General features: G+C 54.4%; 19 protein-coding genes, 1 tRNA gene, 1 pseudogene and 1 riboswitch. Of the genes and pseudogenes, 10 read left to right on the plus strand and 11 right to left on the minus strand.

All coding sequences use genetic code 11. From position 1 onward, the window contains the following. Positions 1-164: 164 nt before the first annotated feature. The gene (locus MWU63_RS10405; RefSeq protein ID WP_213887033.1) at positions 165-968 is read left to right on the plus strand and encodes an undecaprenyl-diphosphate phosphatase; all 804 of its coding nucleotides are present in this window, start codon (positions 165-167) and stop codon (positions 966-968) included. On the opposite strand, the gene MWU63_RS10410 is transcribed toward MWU63_RS10405, so the two are convergent. After that, complete coding sequence (locus MWU63_RS10410; protein ID WP_213887032.1) at positions 965-1,948, minus strand: complex I NDUFA9 subunit family protein; 984 nt, start codon at positions 1,946-1,948, stop codon at positions 965-967. The two genes, MWU63_RS10405 and MWU63_RS10410, sit on opposite strands and share 4 nt — an antisense overlap. 142 nt (positions 1,949-2,090) lie before the next feature. Between MWU63_RS10410 and MWU63_RS10415 the strand changes: the two genes are divergently transcribed. Beyond that, positions 2,091-2,176 (plus strand) — tRNA-Leu (locus MWU63_RS10415). A 91-nt stretch (positions 2,177-2,267) separates the two neighbouring features. Here the strand turns inward: MWU63_RS10415 and MWU63_RS10420 are convergent. Together MWU63_RS10420 and MWU63_RS10425 are read right to left on the minus strand one after the other, a co-directional pair. Continuing rightward, positions 2,268-2,822, minus strand: a complete 555-nt coding sequence (locus tag MWU63_RS10420) for a PIN domain-containing protein (RefSeq protein WP_213889474.1) — start codon at positions 2,820-2,822, stop codon at positions 2,268-2,270. Then, a complete protein-coding gene (locus MWU63_RS10425; protein WP_246531716.1) occupies positions 2,819-3,289 on the minus strand; it encodes a helix-turn-helix domain-containing protein in 471 nt (156 codons plus the stop codon). Before MWU63_RS10425 ends, MWU63_RS10420 begins: the two co-directional genes overlap by 4 nt. Before the next feature lie 458 nt (positions 3,290-3,747). Here MWU63_RS10425 and MWU63_RS10430 point away from each other — a divergent pair, with 458 nt between their 5' ends. Next, positions 3,748-4,785 (plus strand): acetamidase/formamidase family protein, encoded by a 1,038-nt coding sequence (locus MWU63_RS10430; RefSeq protein WP_246531717.1) that lies wholly within the window; start codon positions 3,748-3,750, stop codon positions 4,783-4,785. Here the strand turns inward: MWU63_RS10430 and MWU63_RS10435 are convergent, their stop codons facing one another. Next, positions 4,786-4,974, minus strand: a complete 189-nt coding sequence (locus MWU63_RS10435) for a hypothetical protein (RefSeq protein WP_213889475.1) — start codon at positions 4,972-4,974, stop codon at positions 4,786-4,788. It lies immediately after the preceding gene. A gap of 338 nt (positions 4,975-5,312) precedes the next feature. Between MWU63_RS10435 and MWU63_RS10440 the strand changes: the two genes are divergently transcribed. From MWU63_RS10440 to MWU63_RS10455, 4 genes are all read left to right on the plus strand, one after another. Continuing rightward, positions 5,313-6,908 carry an ABC transporter substrate-binding protein gene (locus MWU63_RS10440; RefSeq protein ID WP_213889480.1) on the plus strand — a complete coding sequence of 532 codons (1,596 nt, stop codon included), beginning with the start codon at positions 5,313-5,315 and terminating at the stop codon, positions 6,906-6,908. Positions 6,909-6,989: 81 nt separating this feature from the next. After that, positions 6,990-7,976, plus strand: a complete 987-nt coding sequence (locus MWU63_RS10445) for an ABC transporter permease (protein WP_213889485.1) — start codon at positions 6,990-6,992, stop codon at positions 7,974-7,976. A gap of 3 nt (positions 7,977-7,979) precedes the next feature. Further along, positions 7,980-8,810: an ABC transporter permease gene (locus tag MWU63_RS10450; protein WP_213889486.1), complete on the plus strand. Its 831-nt coding sequence runs from the start codon at positions 7,980-7,982 to the stop codon at positions 8,808-8,810. Then, complete coding sequence (locus tag MWU63_RS10455; protein WP_213889487.1) at positions 8,807-10,444, plus strand: ABC transporter ATP-binding protein; 1,638 nt, start codon at positions 8,807-8,809, stop codon at positions 10,442-10,444. The genes MWU63_RS10450 and MWU63_RS10455 overlap by 4 nt, the downstream gene beginning before the upstream one ends. 16 nt (positions 10,445-10,460) lie before the next feature. Here the strand turns inward: MWU63_RS10455 and MWU63_RS10460 are convergent, their stop codons facing one another. Both MWU63_RS10460 and MWU63_RS10465 read right to left on the minus strand, forming a co-directional pair. After that, the gene (locus tag MWU63_RS10460) at positions 10,461-11,231 is read right to left on the minus strand and encodes an alpha/beta hydrolase (RefSeq protein ID WP_213889489.1); all 771 of its coding nucleotides are present in this window, start codon (positions 11,229-11,231) and stop codon (positions 10,461-10,463) included. Then, positions 11,228-12,238, minus strand: coding sequence for a D-cysteine desulfhydrase (locus MWU63_RS10465; protein WP_213889491.1), 1,011 nt, complete (start codon positions 12,236-12,238; stop codon positions 11,228-11,230). Before MWU63_RS10465 ends, MWU63_RS10460 begins: the two co-directional genes overlap by 4 nt. A 312-nt stretch (positions 12,239-12,550) precedes the next feature. Between MWU63_RS10465 and MWU63_RS10470 the strand changes: the two genes are divergently transcribed. Further along, positions 12,551-14,671: a N,N-dimethylformamidase beta subunit family domain-containing protein gene (locus tag MWU63_RS10470; protein WP_213889493.1), complete on the plus strand. Its 2,121-nt coding sequence runs from the start codon at positions 12,551-12,553 to the stop codon at positions 14,669-14,671. 621 nt (positions 14,672-15,292) lie between these two features. Here MWU63_RS10470 and MWU63_RS10475 read toward each other — a convergent pair. The 5 genes and pseudogenes from MWU63_RS10475 to MWU63_RS10495 all read right to left on the minus strand — a co-directional run. Then, positions 15,293-15,596: pseudogene (locus MWU63_RS10475) on the minus strand (transposase); the annotation flags it as partial. Between the two features lie 271 nt (positions 15,597-15,867). After that, on the minus strand, positions 15,868-18,120 hold the full coding sequence (locus tag MWU63_RS10480) for a molybdopterin-dependent oxidoreductase (protein ID WP_213889496.1): 2,253 nt from the start codon (positions 18,118-18,120) through the stop codon (positions 15,868-15,870). A gap of 466 nt (positions 18,121-18,586) precedes the next feature. Continuing rightward, complete coding sequence (locus tag MWU63_RS10485; protein ID WP_213889497.1) at positions 18,587-19,264, minus strand: hypothetical protein; 678 nt, start codon at positions 19,262-19,264, stop codon at positions 18,587-18,589. Further along, positions 19,261-19,860, minus strand: a complete 600-nt coding sequence (locus tag MWU63_RS10490) for a twin-arginine translocation signal domain-containing protein (protein WP_213889498.1) — start codon at positions 19,858-19,860, stop codon at positions 19,261-19,263. Before MWU63_RS10490 ends, MWU63_RS10485 begins: the two co-directional genes overlap by 4 nt. Before the next feature lie 47 nt (positions 19,861-19,907). Continuing rightward, a riboswitch (SAM-I-IV-variant riboswitch) is annotated at positions 19,908-20,011 on the minus strand. Positions 20,012-20,467: 456 nt separating this feature from the next. After that, entirely contained in the window at positions 20,468-21,352 is an 885-nt protein-coding gene (locus MWU63_RS10495; protein ID WP_247077807.1) for an HAD hydrolase-like protein, read from the minus strand. Positions 21,353-21,598: 246 nt separating this feature from the next. Here MWU63_RS10495 and MWU63_RS10500 point away from each other — a divergent pair, with 246 nt between their 5' ends. Both MWU63_RS10500 and MWU63_RS10505 read left to right on the plus strand, forming a co-directional pair. Beyond that, the gene (locus MWU63_RS10500; RefSeq protein ID WP_247077809.1) at positions 21,599-22,378 is read left to right on the plus strand and encodes a DeoR/GlpR family DNA-binding transcription regulator; all 780 of its coding nucleotides are present in this window, start codon (positions 21,599-21,601) and stop codon (positions 22,376-22,378) included. Further along, positions 22,375-23,397: an ABC transporter ATP-binding protein gene (locus MWU63_RS10505; protein ID WP_247077810.1), complete on the plus strand. Its 1,023-nt coding sequence runs from the start codon at positions 22,375-22,377 to the stop codon at positions 23,395-23,397. Before MWU63_RS10500 ends, MWU63_RS10505 begins: the two co-directional genes overlap by 4 nt. Positions 23,398-23,437: the final 40 nt, after the last annotated feature.

Here is a 23,437-nt window from a genome sequence, read left to right on the forward strand (position 1 = left end):
ATGTTTTCTTGCTCATATTTTGGAAATTTTCGCTCTCATGGCTGATTCTTGCGCAAATCAGCACTGTATCTTTTGTATTTAGGGAATAGTAGCTGACATAAAAACACCCTTCCTATTCAAGAACCTTTGGTTAGGTTGAGGCTCGAATCAATTGAGGCGCACGCATGTCTTTGTTCCATCTCTTTTTGGTGGCTGTTATTCAGGGAATTACCGAGTTTTTACCTGTTTCTTCCTCCGGCCATCTTATTTTGCTACCTAAACTGACTGGATTGCAGGATCAGGGACAAACAATCGATGTCGCGGTACATGTTGGAACGCTTGCAGCCGTCGTGATTTATTTTTGGCGCGACGTAGTGATGGGGTTTTCGGGAATTCCCGGACTGATGCGCGGCAAAGTGGATACGCCCGGCGCTCAACTAGCCTTCTTGCTAGTTATCGCAACATTACCTGTAATTCTGTTTGGCTTGATATTGAAGCTAACCGGGCTTTCGGATGCCATGCGCTCTGTCACGGTCATAGGTTGGACAATGTTGGGTTTCGGCCTAGTTCTTTACTGGGTCGATCAACGTAGCCCATCCGGGAAAACATCTCAGGAATGGTCCCTCAAAGACGCCATCATAATGGGGTTATGGCAGGCTATTGCACTTATCCCGGGTACGTCACGATCTGGCGCGACAATCACAGGTGCCCGTGCTTTGGGATACGGGCGCGAACACGCCGCGAAACTAGCGATGCTTATGTCTATACCGACGATTATCGCATCTGGCGTGCTTTTGGGTGCCGAAGTTGTAGCGAACGCCGACGCTGCAATGGCACGCGATGGTGCCATTGCAGCTGTCTTCGCGTTTATCTCTGCGCTTTTCGCGCTATCCCTGATGATGCGATTGTTGCGCAGCGTCAGCTTTACGCCCTACGTGATTTACCGCGTTGCGCTAGGTCTGATCTTGCTGGGAATCGCTTACAGCTAGGTCCGCAAATTCTTTGCTGACTCCTTGATCGCTTCATACTGGCCAGACGGGCGGAACCGCCACAAGTAATCTGGTAGCACAGCCTCTAACGCTGTTGGCTGGATGCCGAGATCGGAAAAGCCTTTGGACCCTTCAGAGACAACATTGTCCCTGCGAAGATTCTTCAATTGGTCGCGGGTAAGGATACCGTTTGATATCAAGCCAAGCGTAACGCCCTGAATTGCGTCAAACACAGTTGCTATGATTGTCCCGACGAAGAAGGGTTTGTTGATCACAAGGCGACGACGGTGAATAACCCCCAGCATTTGATCAATCAGCGCATGCAGCGTATTCACATCGGGACCACCAAGTTCGTAAACGCCCGGTTCCACCTCGCCCAGAACACCTTTGACGGCCGCCTGTGCAACATCGTCAACATAAACCGGCTGAAACTTTGTATTTCCACCGATAAGCGGCAGAACAGGCCCAAAGCGTGTCATTGCGGCGAAACGGTTAAAGAACTGATCCTCTTGACCAAAAATGACGGACGGACGCAAGATCATTGCGTTAGGGAAGTATTGCAAAACACCCTCTTCGCCCAGCGCCTTGGATTTACTGTAGTCACTGTCGCTTTCTTTGTCCGCGCCAATGGCTGACAGATGCACCAGCGCCTCAACACCTTCTTCGGCAGCGATACGGGCGATACGCTCTGCACCTTCGTGCTGAACTGCGTCAAATTTGTTGCGGCCAAGTTCATTCAGAATGCCAACACAATTTACAACTGCATCTGCGCCCTTCATCACAAGCCGAACAGAAGCGTCATCACGAATATTGCAGAACACCGGTTCGACCTGCCCGACGACTCCATAGGGTTTCACGTGCATCGCTTCATTTGGACGCCGTACTGCCACACGCACACGCCACCCTTCCTTTGCCATACGTCTGGCAATGTAGCGCCCGACGAAACCTGAACCGCCGTATATAGTGACTAGTTTTGACATGGGTCTTCTCCGCGTCTGAATCTCTTGTCTTCAATATCTTTCCGGACCGATATGGACAACCCGCTATCGCGTCGCAGGAATTAGAGACGAATCCCGTTGACAGTTTAAACGCCTGCCTTTACATCGCGACGTCACGACACCTGCCCAGGTGGCGGAATGGTAGACGCGCTAGCTTCAGGTGCTAGTGTCCGTATGGACGTGGAGGTTCGAGTCCTCTTCTGGGCACCAATTCTCCATAATTTATTATTTAATATCAAATAGTTACGCGAATTTGAACATTTCATGTCCACCTTCACACCCACCTCTACGATTTTTAAGTCTAAAGCCTGTCGGAATATTTCGATAGGTAATCCCCCGCCTCGTTTAGGCCACGAGATTTCATCAGTTCTAGAAACTCAGAGCCATCCGACACGCTTGTCATTGAGCGTCTCATTTGCGCAAGAGCCTCAAGGGATTGGACGGTAGCGAGATCAATGGTGTTCGTTATGAACTCATCGGACGTGAAAACGTCTACGGTACTGAGTCCGAAATCGCGCTTGTTGTCAGAACAGATCGCGTCAGCACTTTCCTGCAATGCAACAGCAACTACGTGACGGTCATTTTCGTCTACTAGCTGAATTTTTCTCACTAAATGGATGTATCCACTTTCTGCCATAGCACTTGGAAATGCGCGCTCAAGTTGACCACGTCGTTTCGACCCATCACCGCCAAGCTTTGCTATCGCTGTTTCAGTTTCAGTTTCAGTTTCCGTTAAAATTGTGTCGGACCAAATTGGTTTAAAACACTCTGCAGCAGCTAGATTTAGCAGAATGTTTCTATGCAGTCCTTTCGCTAGTACGTCCGCATCTAGAACGACGGAGTAAGGGTTGCTCAAATCTGATCTTCCTGTTCGTCATCAGCGAGCATCTGGCAAAGAATTTCATTTCGAGAGGAATCTTGTTTCTGTTTGTATTCAAATAGGTCAGCAGCTTTTACTCGCCTGTGCCGCCCAACCAGACGGTAAGCAATTTCCTGAGCTTCCAAGAGCTTGATCAAGAATGGTCTACTGACATTAAGTATTGCCGCAGCCTGCTTAGTCGAAAGCTCCGCTTCAATAGGCACTATTTGCACTGACTGCCCCCTTGACACAATTTCGAGAAAAGCTCGAAGTGCGTCACCTAGGGCAACATCAATATGAACTTCTTGTGGCTCTTTGGTATCTAGAGCAGAAAAACAAAATCTGTACCCACCGCCACGCCCACGCGTTATGTCCATAATGCGCTTTAGTCGCGTTGCGTCGTCTTGCTCAACCTGAGTGGGTAAGCGATCTCCAAATATTGATGCTTGAAGCAATGCCATCATTAATTCCCCATATTCTTACATGTAATATATGCAATAAACGCAATAAATGCAATAAATATAGGGCTGAATTTTGTCTAGAATCAGTAACTTATTGAAAACGATTCGAATTTTTCTCACAACACAGTAATAATTGATGTGACATCCACAAATGTGATCGGACTATTTGTGGTGGGGTAGCAGCGGTTTGCACCCTGTCGCCACACCACCCATTCGTGATTTTTTGTATTCGTAAAGTGAGAATTAGTCTCTCACCGACAATAGTTCGGGAGCTTATAAACTCTTGCCAACCTCCATGCCCTGCTCAACCAAGTTTCTTCTGACAGTAGCTCGCGAGTTCTCCCGGGGTTGGGTGGCCTGGGGCCGATTGGTCAAGCGGGTGCCGGAATATGTTAAATCTTTGGTTCGTCGCGGTGCCTGTGCTAAGCCTTTCTTGCCGGAAAGGTCAGCGCTTCACATGAATGGCTGAACCACTCAAAGTGATTGGACATGTTTACGATGTGGAGGGGCCTCAAAATGCTGAGCAAAGAACGACTTGCAGATCAAAGACTGACAACGCGATGAGTGTGGTTCTAAAAGCATCGACCGAGACCTGCCACTGGGGCTTTTTCGACGCAGCACTTCCGCCAACACTCACAATCGAAAGTGGCGACAAGATCACAATCGATAGCATCTCTGGCGGGCCTCAAAACCTGCCAGGCGCTGGATTTCATGTGCCCCCTGAACTACTGGAAATGCATGCAGCAGGTGTGCCTACCATTCCAGGGCATCTTCTGACCGGACCGGTTGCCATTGCGGGTGCGATGCCCGGCGACGTACTGCAGGTCGATATTCTGGACGTTGCGTTACGTCAGGACTGGGGCTTCAACCTTATCCGACCTCTTGCGGGCACCCTACCCCAGGATTTTCCTGAACCGCATCACACCATCATTCCGCTTGATGCAGACCGCGGGGTTGGCACGCTGCCTTGGGGGCTTGAGCTGGACTTGAACCCATTCTTTGGTGTCATGGGCGTTGCCCCGCCGCCCGCTTGGGGGCGGATTTCGACGATTGAGCCACGGGTAAATGGCGGCAACATCGACAATAAGGAACTGGTGGCGGGCACGACGCTTTATCTGCCCGTGTTTGCCGAAGGCGCGCTGTTTTCTTGCGGCGACGGCCACGGCGTCCAAGGCGATGGCGAGGTTTGCGTCACGGCCATTGAAACCGCACTTCAGGGACGCTTTCGTCTAACGGTCTTGAAAGATTGCGACCTGACTTACCCTCAGGCTGAAACCCCGACGCATTACATCACGATGGGCATGGCCCCTGACCTTGATCGCTGCGTTGAGATGGCACTGCGCGACATGATCAAACTGGTATCTCAGCAGGCGGGTATAAGCCGCGAGGACGCTTATATGCTGTGCAGCCTCGCTGGGGATTTGCGCATCACCCAGACGGTCAATCACGAAAAGGGAGTCCATATGATGATGGCGAAGAACCTGATTGACACCGCCTGATCAGGCATCCGCTTCACGCACGTCCGGCGCATACCTGAGCCCGCCACCGACAAAATTAATCGCCAGAACCACAAGCATGATTGCAAGGCCCAGAAAGACCCCAAGCCACCATGCCTGAGAGTTAAAGCTGCGCCTATCTTCCAGAATAAGCTCCGTTGCGGAATTGCGCAGGCTCTCCGCTGTCAGCAAAGAGCGCTACGCGGGTTTTTGATGGAGGAGGTAAAGTGCAAAAGCCGGCCGTCGCATGAAGCGCGACGAACATTGTCTTTCTGTATCACGCTAATAAGACCCAATTGCGCTGGCTTCAGACTCGTGGAAGGGCGCTTTTACCTACAGACATCGCGATTTTGGCTAAAAAAGTGGCAATTAGCCAAACATTGCTGCAATATTATCCGAGTGTTAACCTTTCGGTTGATTCTAAACCGTCGAAAAAGGTCAATGACGTCGGGACCATACCAGACTCGTTTGACGGTAGAAAAGCAATTCGATACCGACTCAAGGACGAATGCAAACAGGGAGTAAAATGAATGAATTTTAAGGCTCTACTCATGGGCGCGACCTGGGCGATTGGGCTCGCCCTCTCGCCCATTACCGCAATTGCCCAGAACTCTGGCGGAAATCTCGTTTATCTGGTACAGCCAGAACCGCCTTCACTGGCGTCATTTCTGTCAACCTCAGGGCCCATCGGTCTCGTTGCTCCAAAGATATATGATGGTCTGTTTGACTACGACACCGATCTGCAGATCGTGCCATCCCTCGCCGAAAGCTATGAGGTCAGCGAAGACGGCAAGACCGTCACATTCAAGCTGCGTCAAGGTGTCGTTTGGCACGATGGCGCACCTTTCACGTCGGCTGACGTTGCCTTTACCGTCATGGATGTTCTAAAGCAGGTGCACCCACGTGGGCCAAATTCATTCCGCGAAGTGACATCAATCGATACTCCGGACGATTATACCGCCGTATTCAATCTTGAAAATCCGGCTCCTTACATGCTGCGGGCGCTGTCGGTCTATGAAAGCCCAATGGTGCCAAAGCATCTTTTGGAAGGACAGGATCCGCGCAATTCTGATCTGGCCACAAATCCAGTTGGAACCGGACCTTTCAGATTCGTAGAATGGAGAAAGGGCCAGTACATCCGTCTTGATAAGAACGAAAACTACTGGAAGCCTGGGCTGCCGCTGCTTGATCGCATCGTCGGACGTTTCATACCGGATGCCTCGACACGTACTGCTGCCATGGAAAACGGCGAAGTGATGTACGGTGCCTACGGTGCTATCCCCAACATTGACGCAGTCCGTTTGCGCGAAATGGACGGCTTTTCGGTCACGACTGATGGTTATGCGATGATCAACCCGATGGCGTTGATCGAGTTCAACACCACCAAACCACCCTTTGACAATCCAGCCATGCGTCGGGCGGTGTCACTGGTCATGGACCGTCAGTTCCTGATCGACAACATCTGGTTTGGTTACGGGAAACCCGCCACTTCGGCACTGTCTTCGAACTTTGACAAGGTCGGTCTCTATAGGTCCGGATTGCCGAACTATCCTGCGACAGGTGACTTGGAAGCGGCGATCAAAGAACTCGACGATGCCGGGATCATGCCAGATGCTGACGGCGTTCGCGCAAGTATCACGCTTGACCTGATCCCTTACGGCGAAGACTGGCGCCGGGCTGGTGAGTACATGAAGCAGGCGATGAAACCGCTAGGGATCGAAGTTGAGCTACGTTACGAAGACGTGCCCACTTGGCTGAACCGTATCTACGCTGAATACGACTTCGAGATGAACGTGAACTACTTCTACCAGCTGCCCGATCCGGTGCTGGGAGTTCACCGTCACTATGGCACGGACCAGATCCGTCAGGGCACACACTTTGTGAACTCATCGCGGTATTCCAACCCAGAGCTTGACGCACTGCTGGCTGCTGGTGCGCAAGAACCCGACGCTACAAAAAGGGCAGAAATCTATGGCGAGATCCAAGAGATCTTGGCAACCGACATGCCAGTGGCAAACCTGTTCGAGATGGAATTCCTGACTGTCTACAACGACAAGCTGGCAGACCATGCGACATCTGCGATGGGGGCTTACGGCCCGTTCGAGAACGCCTCGATCACCGAGTGACACTGTCACTTCAAAACGCAGTCTGAAAAAGGCACCGGTCAGAAACTGGCCGGTGCCAACTATTAAAGGGGTCAACACGTCATGGAGGGTTCAAAGCGTCGCGCAAGATATGTGCTGAAGCGTCTCATTCAGGCTGTTCCAATTGTTCTTGCCATCGTTGTGCTCAACTTTTTCCTGTTACAACTGGCCGAAGGCGACGCGGTTGATGTGCTCGCCGGCGAGGCGGGTTCTGCAACGCCAGAGTATATGGCTGAGTTGCGCGAAAAGTTCGGTCTGGATAAGCCGTTGATCGTGCAGCTGGGCGTCTACCTCAAGAATGTTGTGACCCTCGATCTCGGTTATTCCTTCCGCCACGATATGCCGGTCAGCCAACTTGTGTTTGACCGCTTCATTCCGACTTTACTTTTGATGACGTCAACAATCTTTCTGGCCGTCGGGTTGGGTATCGTTCTTGGCCTCGTTGCGGCCTCTGGCCTGAACACCTGGCGGGACACTGCGATCTCGATCTTCGCGCTGATCACCTACGCGACCCCCCTGTTCTGGGTCGGGTTAATGCTGATCGTCGTGTTCTCGTTGAACCTTGGGTGGTTCCCAACGTCAGGCATGGAGGATTTCGCAATGTTCTATGAAGGCTGGGACAGGGTCGTGGACATCGCCCATCACCTCGTCCTGCCGACCATTACGCTGTCGCTGTTTTATCTTGCCCTATACACGCGGTTGATGCGTGCTTCGATGCTGGAACAGGCGGGACAAGACTATGTCACCACAGCCCGCGCTAAAGGCCTGACAGAGCGGCGCATCGTCTTTGTTCACGTCTTGCGCAACGCGCTGTTGCCGGTCGTCACCATGGCGGGCGTGCAGGTGGGCGCACTGATCGGAGGCTCGGTGATCGTGGAATCGGTCTTTGCATGGCCCGGTCTTGGGATGCTCGCGTTTGAGGCGCTTTTCGCCCGTGATCTGAACCTGCTTTTGGGTATTTTCCTGCTGTCCGCCGTACTCGTCGTGGCAGTCAATCTGGTCGTGGACATTATCTATTCCACCCTCGACCCCCGCATTGAGATGGCCTGACCCATGGCATTTTGGAGACTTTTCGCCCGCAACCGCTCGGCCGTCATGGGGATGATCATCTTGATCCTTATTTTCCTGATGGCGATCTCGGCGCCGCTCTTTTTTCCGGCCGATCCCTTTAGCTTGGCAGGTCAATCCATGTCACCGCCGGGCGAGAACGGATTCCTTTTGGGCAGCGACTCACTTGGCCGGGACGTTGCGGCTGGGATTGCGCACGGAGCTAAGACGTCTTTGCTGATCGGCTTGCTAGCCACGCTGGTGGCCGTGTTCATCGGTGTCATCATGGGCGCCCTTGCGGGCTATTACGGCGGCATCGTCGACAACCTGTTGATGCGCACGACCGAGATGTTCCAGACGATCCCTTCCTTCCTGTTCGCGATCTTGCTGGTCGCGATCATGAAGCCCTCAATCGAAAGTATCGTCATCGCGATTGCTGTCGTCTCATGGCCAGCCGTCGCACGTTTGGTGCGCGGAGAGTTTCTGAGCCTTAGAAACCGCGAATTTGTACTAGCCTGCCATACGCTTGGCATGGGCGACGTGCGCATCATGCTGGGGGAAATCCTGCCCAACTGCTTGTCTCCGATCATCGTGATCGGCTCTCTTATGGTTGCCACTGCGATCTTAATCGAAAGTGGGTTGGCTTTCCTTGGTCTGGGTGATCCAAACATCATGAGCTGGGGATTCCAGATCGGTGCCGGACGGACATTGCTACGCTCAGCCTGGTGGGTGTGCACCTTCCCGGGTATCGCCATCTTGCTGACGGTGTTGGCCATCAACCTTGTGGGAGAAGGCTTGAACGACGCCTTAAACCCCCGCCTGAGGGATAGATCATGACCCGCCTTCTTGACATCAAAGACTTGCACGTCGGCCTGCCCGCCGGGGGTCAGCGGCAATACGCGGTTGAGTCTGCGAACCTGCATCTGGACGCCAACGAAATCCTTTGCGTGGTAGGCGAGTCCGGATCAGGCAAATCCCTGACAGCCCGCGCCATCATGGGTCTGCTGCCAAAACCGCATGTGCACATCGCCAAGGGTCAGGTCAACTTTCAGGGCGAAGACCTTGCCGCCGCCAGCGAGGCCCGTCTGCGGCAAATCCGTGGGTCTGAAATTTCGATGATCTTTCAAGAGCCGATGACCGCCTTGAACCCTGTTATGACCATTGGCGGGCAGATCGACGAAGTCTTCCGTTTCCACGAAAAAATGCCTGGCCATGAACGTCGCAGCCGGGCACTTAAACTGTTGCAGGACGTGCAACTGCCAGACCCCGAACAAGCCCTTGGCGCCTATCCGCACCAGTTGTCGGGTGGGCAACGCCAGCGCGCAATGATCGCAATGGCCTTAGCACTTGACCCTAAAATCCTGATCGCGGATGAACCGACCACAGCGCTCGACGTGACCACGCAGGCGCAGGTCCTGCGGTTGATCAAGCAGATGCAGGAAACCCACGGTACAGGCGTTGTCTTCATCACCCACGATTTCGGGGTCGTCGCTGATATTGCTGACCGTGTGGCCGTGATGCAGAATGGGCTCGTGGTCGAAACCGGCCCGACCGAAGAAGTCCTGCGTAGACCGAGCCACCCATATACCCAAGCCCTCATGGCGGCGGTGCCGTCACTGATCCCACGGGCCGCGCGGCCCCGCGCCGAAGAAAAGGTTCTACGCGTTAATGCGCTGACCAAGACCTATCGTGGCGGCGGTGGGCTATTTGGCGGCAAGGTGCGCGTGGTTCACGCGGCCAAGGAAGTGACGCTTGATCTGACCCGGGGCGAAACGCTTGGGATCGTCGGCGAATCTGGGTCAGGAAAATCCACGGTCGCGCGATGCATTGTCCGTCTAAACGATGCAGAGGCCGGGGAAATCCTTTTGGGTGACACCGATTTGCGCCCCTTGGGCCGAGCCGCTATGCGCCCGCATCGTGCCAAAATTCAGATGGTATTTCAGGACCCCTTTGCCTCGCTCAATCCCCGCTCAAAGGTCGGGCGGATTATCGCGCAAGGGCCCGAGATGTATGGTGCCAGCCGCAGCGAGGCCCGCGAAAAAGCGCTGGAGTTGCTACGGATCGTCGGGTTAGACGGCCGGGCTTACGACCGCTTCCCGCATGAGTTTTCAGGTGGTCAGCGGCAACGCATCGGCATTGCCCGGGCACTTGCGCTAGAACCGGAGATTTTGGTCGCGGATGAGCCGGTATCGGCGCTGGACGTTTCCATACAGGCGCAAATCCTCGATCTTCTGGACGAAATCCGCGACCGCATGAACCTGTCGATGATCTTTATCACCCACGATCTGCGCGTTGCAGCGCAGGTCTGCGACAGGATTGCAGTGATGCAAAGTGGTGAGATGGTAGAGATCGGACCAACGGCTGAGCTTTTCGCCAATCCGCAGCATCCCTACACAACAGAATTGCTGGCTGCCGTGCCGGGAAAGGGATGGTTTTCAGCCGATGGAAAAGCGCTGACCGAAGCGTCTTAAAAAAGTCACTCAGCGCTCAGTAGGCTTCTTTCAGGAACCGCGCCACGATCTGATTGAACAGCGCGGGTTCCTCAAGGTGGGCGGCATGCGCACAGCTGGGTAGAACGCATAGGCTGCTGTCCGGGATGCCACGCCAAAGCGCTTGGGGCTGTGCCCAACCGTAGGATCGGTCACGATCCCCCCAGATTACCAGCGTCTTTTGCGTGATGTGCGCCAAGGCTGCCCGGCCATCCCAGTTTTCCATCGCAGTCAGCCCGCCAAGTGCGGTCTGTTCGCTGACCTTTTCGCCAAGCTGGACACACATCGGATAGCCTGCGGCCTGATCGCCTTGGGCGAACCAGGTCGCCGCGATGCGCTGTGCTGTGTCTGGCACGCCCTCGGCGCGGACACGGGCACGCGACACCTCTATCGTTTCAAACCGATCGGGCAAGATACCCCGTGGCCCAGTGCCGTAACAGATCAACCGGTCGACCCGCTCAGGGGCCATAGACACCATCTGCTGCACGATCATACCGCCCATAGAATGCCCCAGAAGATGAAACCGGCCGATGTCTTGTTCAGTCAGATCCGCCAGAACCTGCTGGGCAAATCCTGCAATGCTATCCTGTCCATCACGCGCCCAGCTGCTCCCGTAACCGGTCAATTCCGGGGTAATGACGTCAAGGTAGGGGCTCAGCGCGTCCAGCTGTGCCTCCCACTGGGCAGCACCTCCCAGATAGCCATGAACTAGCACCAGCGGAGCCCTTGCCTCACGTCGAATACTGGCGAGGGGGGCGGTCTTTGTCATCCGCGTCGCTGTTTTGAAAAGAGGTGCTCATATGCGAAAAGTGCCGCCGACCCACCAGTGTGAATGAACACCACCGTTTCACCCTTTTTCAGCACGCCTTGCTGGATTAATCCGATCATACCGGCCATGCCCTTGCCCGAGTAAACCGGATCAAGGATAATCGCCTCTTCAGCAGCCAGAAGCGAGATCGCATCGACCATGCTATCCGTCGGCTGACCGTAGCCCGGCCCCACGTATTCATCATAGGCTTCAACCATCTCAACGGGCAGCTCTGCTTTGACGCCAATCAGGTCAGCGGTGGCCACGGCCAGCCTGTGCACATTTGCAATTTGGGCCTCGCGTTTGGCGCGGACCGAAATCCCGATGACATCGATGGGTGCGCTGATAGCATGCAATCCCGCCAGAAGGCCCGCCTGCGTTCCAGCACTGCCGGTCGCATGCACGATCTTGTCGATCTTCAGCCCAATCGTGTCGGCTTGATAGACAAGTTCGGCTGCCGCCTGAGCATAGCCCAAAGCGCCAACAGGGTTAGAGCCACCGCCGGGAATGAAATAGGGCTTTTTGCCCTTTTCACGCAGGCTGTCTGCTAGCGCCATCGCCTCAGTATTCATATCCGATCCGTTGGGCCGAAACGCATATTCCAAGCGGAGCATATCATCCAATAGGACGTTTCCCGTGGTCTCATAGTTGTCCCCGGCGTTCTCGACCCGGCGTTCGAGCAGCGCGTGACAGGTCATCCCAACCTTGCGCGCCGCCGCCGCCGTCTGGCGGACGTGATTGGACTGGGTCGCCCCCTGCGTTACAAGCGCATCGGCTCCTTTTGCCATCGCATCGGCCACCAGAAACTCTAGCTTGCGGGTCTTATTTCCGCCCGTGGCAAGCCCGGTGCAATCGTCGCGCTTAATGTAGATGTCAGGTCCGCCGAGCGCTTTGGTCAGATTGTCGAGTTTTTCCAGTGGTGTCGGGAAATGGCCAAGTTTGACACGTGGAAAGCGGGCAAGATGCATGGGATGTTTTCCTTTGGGTCCCGGACAGATGGCCCGGTCTGATTTATTATTGCGACTGCACTTAGCGTGATGTCAACCCAAACAAGGTCGTGTCCGGCGTACTGTTGATCGAGACTGAAATTACGTCCCATCCCGTGAAGGTCTGATCATGTGAGGCGGTTAATCCGGTTCACGTTAGCATCCTTATGTCTCACACAATATTCGCGACTTTCGCGCCGCAGTCAACGCCCAAGACACATGCGGTGCCCCGACACATTGCCATAGCAAACCGAATGGGTAATAGAATGGCAACCATTTCAGAGGACGGGCACTATGGCGAAACAACCAAAAGACATACCGCTTCTGGGATATGTTGACCGCCTCTCTGCCCGGCCCGGTGACACCCTTGAATTCAAGGTGTCGTCTACGTCTTCGGAACGATTCCAAGCCCGCTTGATGCGATCCATCAGCGCTGATCCCAATCCCGAGGGGCCGGGCATCGTGGAAGAAGACGCATCCCCTTATTTCAAGCAGTCGACCTACCCATCAGTGCATCGGCCCTTCGCCGCGGGCTCTTACGGGATCGGACAGACCAGCGTGACGGCTACCCCGGCATCCGAGGTCACCCTGACGGCACGTATCTATCCGACATTTCGCAGCGAACAGCCGCAGACCGTTGTAGGCATCGGACGCTACGATCTTAGGATCGACACAGACGGCGCGATCAGCCTTGCGATCGATGGGCGCACCGTCACATTGGGACAAGCTATGATCCTGCGCCGCTGGTATAACATCCAAGCCAGTATCACCCAGGACACGATCACCGTCGCGCAAAGCCCGATCGGACACAGCGTCGACGCCGCAAAAGACACGACAGATGACGGCGCTGCCGATCTGTCACTCTCTGGTCGGCCCACAATTGCCGCGCACCTGATCGACGGGGCGCCAGCACAACATTTCAACGGCAAGATTGAGGCCCCCACGATCACGGTCGACGGACAGTTGTTTTGCCATTGGAACTTGGCCAAGGACATCTCAAGCTGTGTTGTGCCCGCACAGGCCGGGCCGGACTTGAAGCTGATAAACTATCCCGCTCGTGCGGTAACAGGGTCCGCTTGGGACGGGTCAGAAATGAACTGGACCCACAAACCAACGCATTATGCGGCGGCCCATTTTCATCAGGACGACATCTACGATTTTGGATGGGACACCGACTTTTCCTACACCCTGCCCGATGACATCCCGTCTGGCGTCTATGTCATGCGCATCAGTTGCGAAGGACTTGAGGACGCGATCCCGTTCTTCGTCTGCCCTCCGTTGGGAAAGCCCAATGCAAAGCTCTGCGTGCTGGTCTCGACCTTCACCTACGCCATCTACGGCAACCACGCGCGGCCCGACTACAAGCCTTTATGGCTGGACAAAATCAACGACTGGAACGCCTATCCCTATAACCCGGCCGAACACCCGGAGTATGGCCTGTCGACCTACAATTACCACGCCGACGGGTCGGGGATTTGTCATGCCTCCCACAAGCGGCCCCTTTTTAATCTCAAACCGGGGTATTTTACGTTCGGCGAAACCAAATGTTCCGGCCTGCGCCACTTTCCCGCCGATATGCACCTCATCGCGTGGCTGCATGCCAAGGGGATCGACTACGACATCGTGACCGACAGGGAATTGCATGACGACGGCGTGGCTGCAATTGCTGGCTACTGCGCCGTGACCACAGGCACCCATCCCGAATACCATACCAGCAAAACCCTGAACGCACTGCGCGACTATCGCGACGACGGCGGCCATCTGCTTTATCTCGGCGGAAATGGGTTCTATTGGCGCATCGCACTGCACCCCGAAAGCGAGGATATGCTTGAGATCCGCCGCGCCGAGGACGGCATTCGCGCCTGGGCTGCAGAGCCGGGCGAATACTACAATGCCTTCGACGGCACCTACGGAGGGCTGTGGCGTCGCAATGGGCGGCCCCCGCAAGATCTTGTCGGGATCGGGTTCGCGGCCCAAGGTGAGTTCTTTGGCGACCCATACCACCGGGTGTGTACCGACGCCGCTTATGATTGGGTCTTTGAAGGCGTTCAGGACGCGCTGATCGGTAACTATGGGTTTTCCGGGAACGGTGCTGCGGGGTTCGAACTCGATCATATGGATCACAGTCTTGGGACACCCCAAAACACGGTCCTGCTGGCGCAGTCGGTGACTCGTGACAACGGCTTCATGCTGGTGCCTGAAGAACAATTGACCCATCTGACAAATCTATCAGGCGGCACTGCAAAAGACGCAATGCATGCAGACATGGTCCTTATCGACTACCCGGGCGGAGGATCCGTTTTCTCCACAGGATCCATCACCTTCTGCGGGAGTCTCCCTTGGAACAACTTCGACAACGACGTCTCGCAGCTGCTAAAAAACGTCATGACGCGTGCGCTAGCGACAGGTGTTTGAGATTTGTGCCGGGCCGAAAAGGATGGCTGGACCGACCGGCCCCACATTCAATTCCAGTGTTTTTTAGACACGATATCTGCTCACATAGCGCGATTGGCATTGTAAGTCATGGCTTGGTGGTGCCATGCGTGGACGTATACGGACCCCGCGTTATTGCAACAGTCTGATTGGGTCTGGATCGGCGATCACGACTTCTGAAATGCTCAGCTATTCTTCTCCAATGAGAACACGCGCCCGCTCCCCCAAGAAAGCCAAAGAAGAAAAAGCATTCCCAATACGCATTCGGGTTAAAGTACTTGAAAATGGGTAGCACTCTCCCCGTACTCCACGATGCCGACAATATGCGAAACTCTCGAAGGGGTCGGTATGTGCAGGTGTCTGAGGACCGTGCTTCATCTTTTCTTGCCGCAACGAGGCTAACCCCAAACACTGGCAACAATGGATCGGTAGGTCGACATGCTTGAAATCAGTACCGGAAAATCGTTCACGTCATCATGTTTTCGCGCGAGTATTGACCCGCTAGCCGACAGCTGTTCAACTGTCCAGCCCCAATTTTATGGGCCACTTTTGTGTACGGTTTCTGGCGCTTGCGGACGAATGTTCAGGGCGTGGTGAGGACGGATCTGGTACTTTGCTGTCCAGCCCCTCCGACAGAGCCAGCGGTACGCAAGGTTCAGGTGGACCTCTTCGCACAGCCGTCGTTCCGACCGGATACCAAGGACCTAACTGATCACCAGCCTCTGAACAATGAGTTCCGGGTCGACTGAAGGACGACCGAGATGACGTAAAAAGGGCGCAATTGCGTGCGCAGGCCTTCCACGTCTAGGAAATAATCAATCTGGCGTAGCGTGTGATCATCCGGGACATGGGCTTCGAGATCAAATCCGTAAAACAATCGCGCCGGTGTTAATTGAGGCCCCATCATTGCTAAACCCTCCTCTCCTTTCAAAAACGAGTGAATCATAGGAACTAACGCTCCGCAACAAAGACTTTATCAACAAAATGAGCCCAAACTGACCGCATCAACCAAAACCTGTTTCGTACTTGAGGCACGGTTTGGCGAGTTGAGATTGGCCCAGACCGGATCCTCAAATCTTAATGTTTGCTTCGGGTGAGTGGAACCCGAGCAGAACAATCCCTTGGCTGTCATCGCTGAGACATTCTCATGTTCGAGCGCCGGACCCTCATAGACACCGCTACATCTTAAGATTGACCACATCGACTAGCGCGGTATGCGCGCTGCATCCCTGTCCCAGCCGCGACGTTCCGACGTCCAATGTCAGGACGTTCGGATTTCCGTGCGGATCAATGTTGCCGTCCGGATCCCCAAACCAGGCTCCGGTTGGCAGGGCCACAACGCCGGACCGGATATCGCCAGAAACTGCGGCGCGTGCCCGGCAGGCGCCGCGCGCGTTAAAGACGCGCACGACATCACCGGACCGGATGCCACGCTTCGACGCGTCATCGGGATGAATGACGATCGCCACTGGCCGCTCTCCCTCGACATCCGCAAGCGCGCTTTCCAACTGGCTGTGCAGCTTGTCACCCGGTTGTGGCGACACAAGATGAAGAGGAGATGCCGTCGTCGCATTTCCCAGCCATTCCGTTGGTGGAAGCCAGACCGGGTGTCCAGGGCAATCGTCATATCCGAAACTGTCGATTGTCTCGGAGAATATCTCGATCCTGCCCGAGGGTGTCTTGAGCGGAACCCCTGCCGGATCTTCGCGGAACAGGGCGAACAGCGTCCGGTTCGGACCGTCCAAACGGATCGGCAGGCGGACCCAGTTTCGTTCCTTCAGCGTCTCTAAATCGGGAACGTCCACGCCCTGATCCCCGGCAAGGGTCCGGTAGCCGTCATAAAGATTGCGAATCCACTCCGCTGCGCTTCGTCCTTCGGTAAACTCTTCCTCCTGGCCAAGGCGCCGTGCAAGACCCGTAAAGATGGCATAGTCGTTGCGGGCCTCACCCACGGGTGGGATCAGTTGCGGCATGTAGAACAGATAGTCATCAAGGTTCGTCCGACCGATGTCTTCGCGCTCGTAGGGCGTGGTTGCCGGAAACACTATGTCGGCGCGCTTGGCCGTCGCTGTCCACCATGGTTCGTTGACGATGATCGTCTCGGGCTTTTGCCAGGCCTCGTGCAAGCTATTCAGATCCTGATGATGGTGGAACGGGTTGCCGCCCGCCCAGTAGATCAGCCGGATATCCGGGTATGGCCCGCATTTCCCGTTGAAATCGTAGGATTGCCCCGGATTGCGAAGCATGTCCCCGATCCGTGCCACCGGGATCACCGTCCGAACTGGATTCTGAAGCTGCGACAAGGTCATGCCGCTGAGCCCAGTCAGGAATTTCCCCACCCCGCCAATAGCCCCGTAGCCATATCCTACCCCGCCACCGGGAAGGCCGATCTGACCGAGCATCGAGGCAAGGACGGCGGACATCCAGTAGGGCTGCTCTCCATGCTCGCCCCGCTGCAGCGACCAGGCTACCGTGATCAGCGTGCGGGTCGTCGCCATGCGCCGCGCCAGGTCCCGAATGGCTTCTGCATCGACCCCACACAGCGGGCTGGCCCATTCCGGCGTCTTTGGCTGGCTGTCCTCTTCGCCCATCAGATAGTACAAGAAGCGGTTGAAGCCGACGGTGCACCGAGCCAGGAACTGCTGGTCGGTCAGGCCCTCTTCCTCGAGCACATAGGCCAGCGCCAGCATCAGTGCGGTGTCCGATGCGGGCCGCAGGGGCATCCATTCGCACCCCGCCGGAGCGTCCGTGCGCTGTGGGCCGATATTGATGCAGCGCAGTCCCTTCCGGGCGAACCTGTCAAACCAACCCGCGGCTTCGTGTTCGGTGATGCCGCCCATACTGACCTGGGAGTTTTTCGGGTTGATCCCGCCGAACATGACCAATGTCTCGGTATGGTCGAAGATTGACTGCCAGCTATCTTGGTGTTCGTAGAGAATCTTCAGGAAATTCTCTCCGAAGACGTGGGGCATGATCGCCTGGGCACAGCCGGTGGAATAGCTTCCGAACGAGGCGACATAGCCGCCAATGCTGTTTAGGAAACGGTGCACCTGACTTTGTGCGTGGTGAAAGCGCCCGGCGGAGCCCCAGCCGTACGAGCCGCCAAAAATCGCTTCGTTGCCGTGGGCCCTGCGTACCCGATCGATCTCGGTCGCTGCGATGTCCAGCGCCTCATCCCAGGGCAGCGCAATGAATTCGTCAGTTCCACGTCCCTTGCGGCACCGTGTCTCCATCCAGCCGCGGCGAATAGACGGGCGTTTAACCCGAGTATGGTGATGGACCGCTGCGGGCAGGATATCCGGAATCGCTGACGGATGAGGATCCTGCGAAAACGGGCGGGTGGCGACGATCCGTCCACTCTCGACATCGACCTCGAACGCTCCCCAGTGGCTGGACGTCACTCTGGTCTGCTTTTCCGACCCGTCAGCCATTGGAACCTCCTGCGTCATGATCCAGATCTTATAACTTGGCCAAGCATAGGCAGAGTCGATATAAAAGTGCAGTTCTTTCCGACAGACAAGTCGTCGGCGCGGTGGGCCTCGCCATTTGAATGGGTCCATCGTTATGTTTGGGAAACGGAAGATCACAAATGGCAAACAAACTACCAAAACCCGCATCACTCTTATTAAATAACTCTATTTGGACACATAGGCGCTCACGCCAGACAAATCGCCTAAAATTTTTCTGATTTCTTGAAGATCAAATGTGTTCGTTGCCGCTACAGGGCACGGCTCAATCTCGGTAATGCACTGAATTATCTTAAAAAACAGTATACCTTTTCCTTAGAGTCCACCTGCCTAACCACCCACTTTGGTGACAAGTCGACCATTCACATGTTGCTAAAGGCGGGCTTCAAAGCCCGTTAGTGTTATTGCCGCACGCAACCGAGTAGTAAGCTCATAATCGACTATAGCTGAATTCACGCGTGTCTGGATCTCCAGAAACTTCGAATATCTCCAATTGATCGAAGGAGATTACCGTCTGCATCTCAAATGCCTGTTGTTTAATTATTTCCTTTGGCAAAGCTTTGAGAAACTGGTGAAGCTCTTGGGCTGAACCACCGTGTTCTGCGCGGATGTACTCCAAAGGAATCTGCGAAATTTTTACCAACACTGGAGCAACCGGCTTGTCTATGAAATTTGACAACTCGCGATACGAACCGAGCAAATCTCGGATTACCTCGACTTCATCTGGAGCAGAGTTTTTCAAGATCTGTTTTGCAAAGTCAAAAGACTCCGGTGCGCGAAAGGCGTAACTTGATGCTTTTTCCTTTGATCCGGTCACGTACACGCCTCCATGCCGCCAATTCATTGCTGTGACACGCTGATCCGCGGCATGCCTGATTATCGAAAGTATTGCGTGGCGCGGATCGGTGTATTCATCTGGGTCAAAGCGCACCAGTTTGATTGCTTCTTCAAGAAAATCCAAAACTTTTGTCTGCAAAACTACATTCACGCCCCCAAGACCGAACTCCTTAATTGAGTCGAGGAGATGCGCGGAGGTGCCGTGCCATAGATCCAGAGGGAACAACTGTTTTGTCGTTTGCATAAATTTGGCTTTCTCAAAAGCTGTCATAGATACACCGCCTCAATTATTCGCTCGGTATTGAAAACAATCCACTTTGTCCGCGCTGCGACGGCTGCAATAAGAGCTTCCAATTTGTACTTGTCGACAATCCTCACGGTCGCCAAGCGCGGTGTACACGGATGCTCAGCAAACTCTAGTCCCAGGTCAGCGATGGTATATCCGATAACTCCCGTTAACCGATCTCGAAACAGATCAAACAGTAGGTCATGGGCCTCGCATTCTGGTTTATAGTTGGCATGCCAAACATCGTACTCGTTGCCCTCAGTCTCGGAAGGGTCGAAGAGGTCGGTATCTGTAAACCACCCGTCATCGATCATTCGCCAATGGTCTGGTTGGGTAAGGGCCTGGAACGACCCTTTCCCAAAGGCCTTGTCAAGCACTTCAGGCAAGATCAACTTGCGAGGCTCAAGCGCACCATCGCTGAGGAGTGTGTAGCCACCCCGGGAATGCGGCTCCAGATGCAGGACACGCACCTTCAGTTCGGCATTTATGGCCAGAATGGGTTCCGCCAGCGCTGGACGCTGCACAGTAGATGAAGCGACTGTCACAGCCGCTGCAGTTTTCATGAAATCTCTACGTTTCATCTTTCGATCTCCTTTGTGAGACCGGCAAGCTGATCGCTGATAGATGAAGCCAACCCATTCGTTGCCTAAGCGGCCACATCCCCTTTCGGGCGACCACCTTGCCGGGATTGGCAGGTTGGCGAAGGCCGAAGCCTTTCTCTTGATGCAAAATTGAATGTATTGGCGGAGCAAGGCAAATTCAAGGGTTTTGACCGACTGTTGCTCTGCCGGGTTAACACATGAACCGAACTTCTACTTTTGGGGAAAGCGGACATTTAAGGCGATTGGCTCGAACGGCAGTTGAGCGGGACGTTTCGGACGTTCGCTGCGGTTGAGGTGAACGGCGGTTAGGCGGGACTTTCTTGCCGTTCGCTGCAAGAGCGTAATCCTCACCAAGGATGGGCTGAGCTTAGGCTGGGGGGGCGAGATGCAGACTTTCGCCGCAGGCGCGAACATACATTCGTTTTTTGCTTAGCGGACCTCCATCGGGCTGCCAATCTGCTTTTTTCGCTTTGACGCAGTCGCCGCTGCGCGACAGCTGTTCTGCCTAGTGCAAGAATAGGACCTATTTGACGGTTAGATTGCGACACACCATAGAGAGTATGATACCTCAAGAAGGGGTTAATAGTTAGATGCGGTCGAGCCGCCAGTCAGCAAAAAGGTTGGAAAGCCTCGAAAATTCGCCGGTGTCATGCCCGGCGAACAAGCCATCTTGGGTGACAAGAACTGTGCGCCATCCATGTGCCGCCGCGCCCAGAATATCCGTGTGAAGTGTGTCACCGCACATCGCAATGCGATGCGGTGGCACTTTAAAAAATGAAGTTTCGATCAGATCGTAGACTTCGGGATAGGGTTTGCCGAAGAAACGAACGTATTCCGGAAAAAAGTCCGCAATGAGATGACCATAGTGTCCCGGTTCAATCGAAAAGCCATTGTCGCGAGGTGCCGCGAGGTCAGCATTGCCGATCAGCAAGTTTCGGGGACGGCGGTGCATTGCAGCCATGAGCAGATCCTGACGATGCGTTGTCCATTCAGCCGTTGACAAAAACAGGAAATGGTCAACCGCATCGTAAATTTCCGGTGAATCTTCCAAGCGGGTCGCGGTCACAGGAAGATCATTCAGCCTGTCAGCATCGGCCGCTATGACGCCCCAGTGCCCATCCGTCAGGTGAAGGAGCGCAGCCTCACGGCTGGTTATGATTTCATCGTCGGCGACGCTGAGCCCCAGACGCTTGAACTTTGCAATGGCGCCGCTGCGATCGTAACTTGCTGCATTGGTCAGAATGCGGATAGCACAGCCGCGCTCCCGCAACTGATCAAGTCGACGGTCCGCCCCGGAAATCATGGTTTCGCCTACGTTCAAGACGCCAAAAGCATCGAAAACGAATGCATCAATGTCGTCAGTGATATCCAGCAATGAGTTGATGTCGACCGTCTCGGTACAGGCGACTATCTTTGGGAATCGCCCACAAACTTCTTGATAGCGGTTAAATATCGACTGCGTTGTCTGCATGTGGTTCCCGCTAAAATGAGTGGCGTCTATGGCTTAACCCTATCCTAAGGAAAAATACCAAAAGTGAAAGAAAAAACAACAAAACAACATTTTATAATCGCTTTAAAACCAAAAATGGTAAGATATTCCGGAATATTTGATAAATTAATCCAATGGTTTCTATAATAATGTCGCAAATGTTTTACAAAAATGTTGTTTTGTTGTTATTGTGGGCCTACCGTAAGCTGTGCAGGAACGAGGGGCGGGATGTCATCGAAGAAGTCTAGTCGGAGAGAAGCAATAACCGCCTTTGTTCTGGAACAGGGCGCTGTAACTGTTGGTTCGCTTGCCGAACGCTTCGATGTTTCGATGCAAACAATTAGGCGCGATGTCGATGCCTTATGCGAAGGTGACATGCTTCACCGCGTGCATGGGCGCATTGAACTGAGCGAAGAATTTCTAAACACGCCATTCGACCAGCGTGCCGGGACGAACCTTTTGGGCAAACGTGCAATCGGTGAAACCGCGGCTGGGCTGATCCCGGACGGCGCAACTGTGTTTATTTCGATTGGTTCGACACCGTTGAGCGTGGCGCAGTCCTTGCGCCGGCGCAAAGGTCTGACGATCATTACAAATAACCTGAGCGCCGCGATGGTGTTGAGCGAAGAGGTGTCCAATCGGATTATTTTGCCAGGCGGCGAGCTGCGCCTTCCGGATCGTGATATTCTCGGGAACGAGGTCTTGGATTTCTTCGGACGCTTCAGGGCAGAATTTGCCGTGTTTGGCGCTGCTGGTATTGCCGACGATGGTGGCTTGTTGGAATTCCACACGACTGAGGTTCGCGCGACCCAGAAAATTCGCGCAAATGCGCAAAAGTCCCTCTTGGTGGTCGACTGGTCAAAGTTCGGGCGCCAAGCGCCGGCGCTTGGGGACAATATTGCTGAGATTGACACAATCATCATTGACCGTCATCCGGGTGCCGCATTTGCGCCATTGCTGAACGAGATCGAAGACAGGCTGCTTGTGGCCGAAGGAGAAGCAACATGACAACGCCCTCATTTGTGGTGCTCAAAGACGTGGCAAAACGCTGGAATGGCCAGCTTGGTGTCGAAGGTATATCGCTGGATATCCCCGAAGGTAGCTTTACAGCGCTTCTTGGCCCATCAGGCTGCGGCAAATCCACGACGCTGCGTCTGCTGGCCGGATTAGAGCTACCAGACGAAGGGAACATCCTGATCGACGGCAAGGATGTGACCACCAGTGCCGCGTCAGACCGCAACCTATCGATGGTGTTCCAATCTTATGCCTTGTTCCCGCATCTGTCGGTTGCCGAAAACGTCGTGTTTGGCCTCAAGGTGCGGCGCGTGCCAAAGGCAGAACGCCAGCAGAAACTGCACCGCGCGTTAGAGATCACCGGCCTTCTGGGCTATGAAGACCGCAAACCCGGCGAATTGTCCGGCGGTCAGCGTCAACGCGTGGCACTTGCCCGCGCAATTGTCGCTGGTCAACGCTTGTGCTTGATGGATGAACCGTTGTCGAACCTTGATGCCAAGCTTCGCAATTCTGTCCGCAAAGACATCAAAAAACTGCAACGTGATCTTGGCATTACCGTGGTTTACGTCACTCACGACCAGACCGAAGCGATGAGCATGGCCGACACCGTTGTGTTGATGAAGGATGGCCATATTCAACAGGTCGGCGCGCCAGAGGATCTTTATAGCAAGCCTAATAACACCTTTGTGGCCGAATTTGTCGGCGCGCCCCCGATGGCGCTGATCGGGTCAGTAGCCCTTGGCGGTTTTGGCGGGGGCCATAGTGTTGGGATCAGGGCTGAAGACATCGATATCGTCGCCAAGGGAAAGGGTCGCCTCAGTTGCACAGTAACGGAAAGCGAATTTCTTGGTTCTGAGACACTGATCGGGCTGGACCATAAAGATGCGACAGGTCTGTGTATTCTGAAATCTGGCCTGTCGATGATGCCAGAAGGCCAATTGGTCGATATCAACTTTCACGATGATAGCCTGCACGTCTTTGATGAAGCAGGGCAAAGAATGCCGGCGCCGTAAATGATCTGCGCCTGCTAGTCTACCAATGAAATCCAAGGGA

This window comes from Pseudohalocynthiibacter sp. F2068, from assembly GCF_023015645.1.
GTDB classification, from domain to species: Bacteria; Pseudomonadota; Alphaproteobacteria; order Rhodobacterales; family Rhodobacteraceae; genus Pseudohalocynthiibacter; species Pseudohalocynthiibacter aestuariivivens.

Excerpts from the sequence above, each read along its gene's own strand:
- MWU63_RS10405 (WP_213887033.1), top strand. The coding sequence starts at position 165 with ATGTCTTTGTTCCATCTCTTTTTGGTGGCTGTTATTCAGGGAATTACC.
- MWU63_RS10410 (WP_213887032.1), bottom strand. The coding sequence starts at position 1,948 with ATGTCAAAACTAGTCACTATATACGGCGGTTCAGGTTTCGTCGGGCGC.
- MWU63_RS10425 (WP_246531716.1), bottom strand. The coding sequence starts at position 3,289 with ATGATGGCATTGCTTCAAGCATCAATATTTGGAGATCGCTTACCCACT.
- MWU63_RS10430 (WP_246531717.1), top strand. The coding sequence starts at position 3,748 with ATGGCTGAACCACTCAAAGTGATTGGACATGTTTACGATGTGGAGGGG.
- MWU63_RS10440 (WP_213889480.1), top strand. The coding sequence starts at position 5,313 with ATGAATTTTAAGGCTCTACTCATGGGCGCGACCTGGGCGATTGGGCTC.
- MWU63_RS10445 (WP_213889485.1), top strand. The coding sequence starts at position 6,990 with ATGGAGGGTTCAAAGCGTCGCGCAAGATATGTGCTGAAGCGTCTCATT.
- MWU63_RS10450 (WP_213889486.1), top strand. The coding sequence starts at position 7,980 with ATGGCATTTTGGAGACTTTTCGCCCGCAACCGCTCGGCCGTCATGGGG.
- MWU63_RS10455 (WP_213889487.1), top strand. The coding sequence starts at position 8,807 with ATGACCCGCCTTCTTGACATCAAAGACTTGCACGTCGGCCTGCCCGCC.
- MWU63_RS10460 (WP_213889489.1), bottom strand. The coding sequence starts at position 11,231 with ATGACAAAGACCGCCCCCCTCGCCAGTATTCGACGTGAGGCAAGGGCT.
- MWU63_RS10465 (WP_213889491.1), bottom strand. The coding sequence starts at position 12,238 with ATGCATCTTGCCCGCTTTCCACGTGTCAAACTTGGCCATTTCCCGACA.
- MWU63_RS10470 (WP_213889493.1), top strand. The coding sequence starts at position 12,551 with ATGGCGAAACAACCAAAAGACATACCGCTTCTGGGATATGTTGACCGC.
- MWU63_RS10480 (WP_213889496.1), bottom strand. The coding sequence starts at position 18,120 with ATGGCTGACGGGTCGGAAAAGCAGACCAGAGTGACGTCCAGCCACTGG.
- MWU63_RS10485 (WP_213889497.1), bottom strand. The coding sequence starts at position 19,264 with ATGACAGCTTTTGAGAAAGCCAAATTTATGCAAACGACAAAACAGTTG.
- MWU63_RS10490 (WP_213889498.1), bottom strand. The coding sequence starts at position 19,860 with ATGAAACGTAGAGATTTCATGAAAACTGCAGCGGCTGTGACAGTCGCT.
- MWU63_RS10495 (WP_247077807.1), bottom strand. The coding sequence starts at position 21,352 with ATGCAGACAACGCAGTCGATATTTAACCGCTATCAAGAAGTTTGTGGG.
- MWU63_RS10500 (WP_247077809.1), top strand. The coding sequence starts at position 21,599 with ATGTCATCGAAGAAGTCTAGTCGGAGAGAAGCAATAACCGCCTTTGTT.
- MWU63_RS10505 (WP_247077810.1), top strand. The coding sequence starts at position 22,375 with ATGACAACGCCCTCATTTGTGGTGCTCAAAGACGTGGCAAAACGCTGG.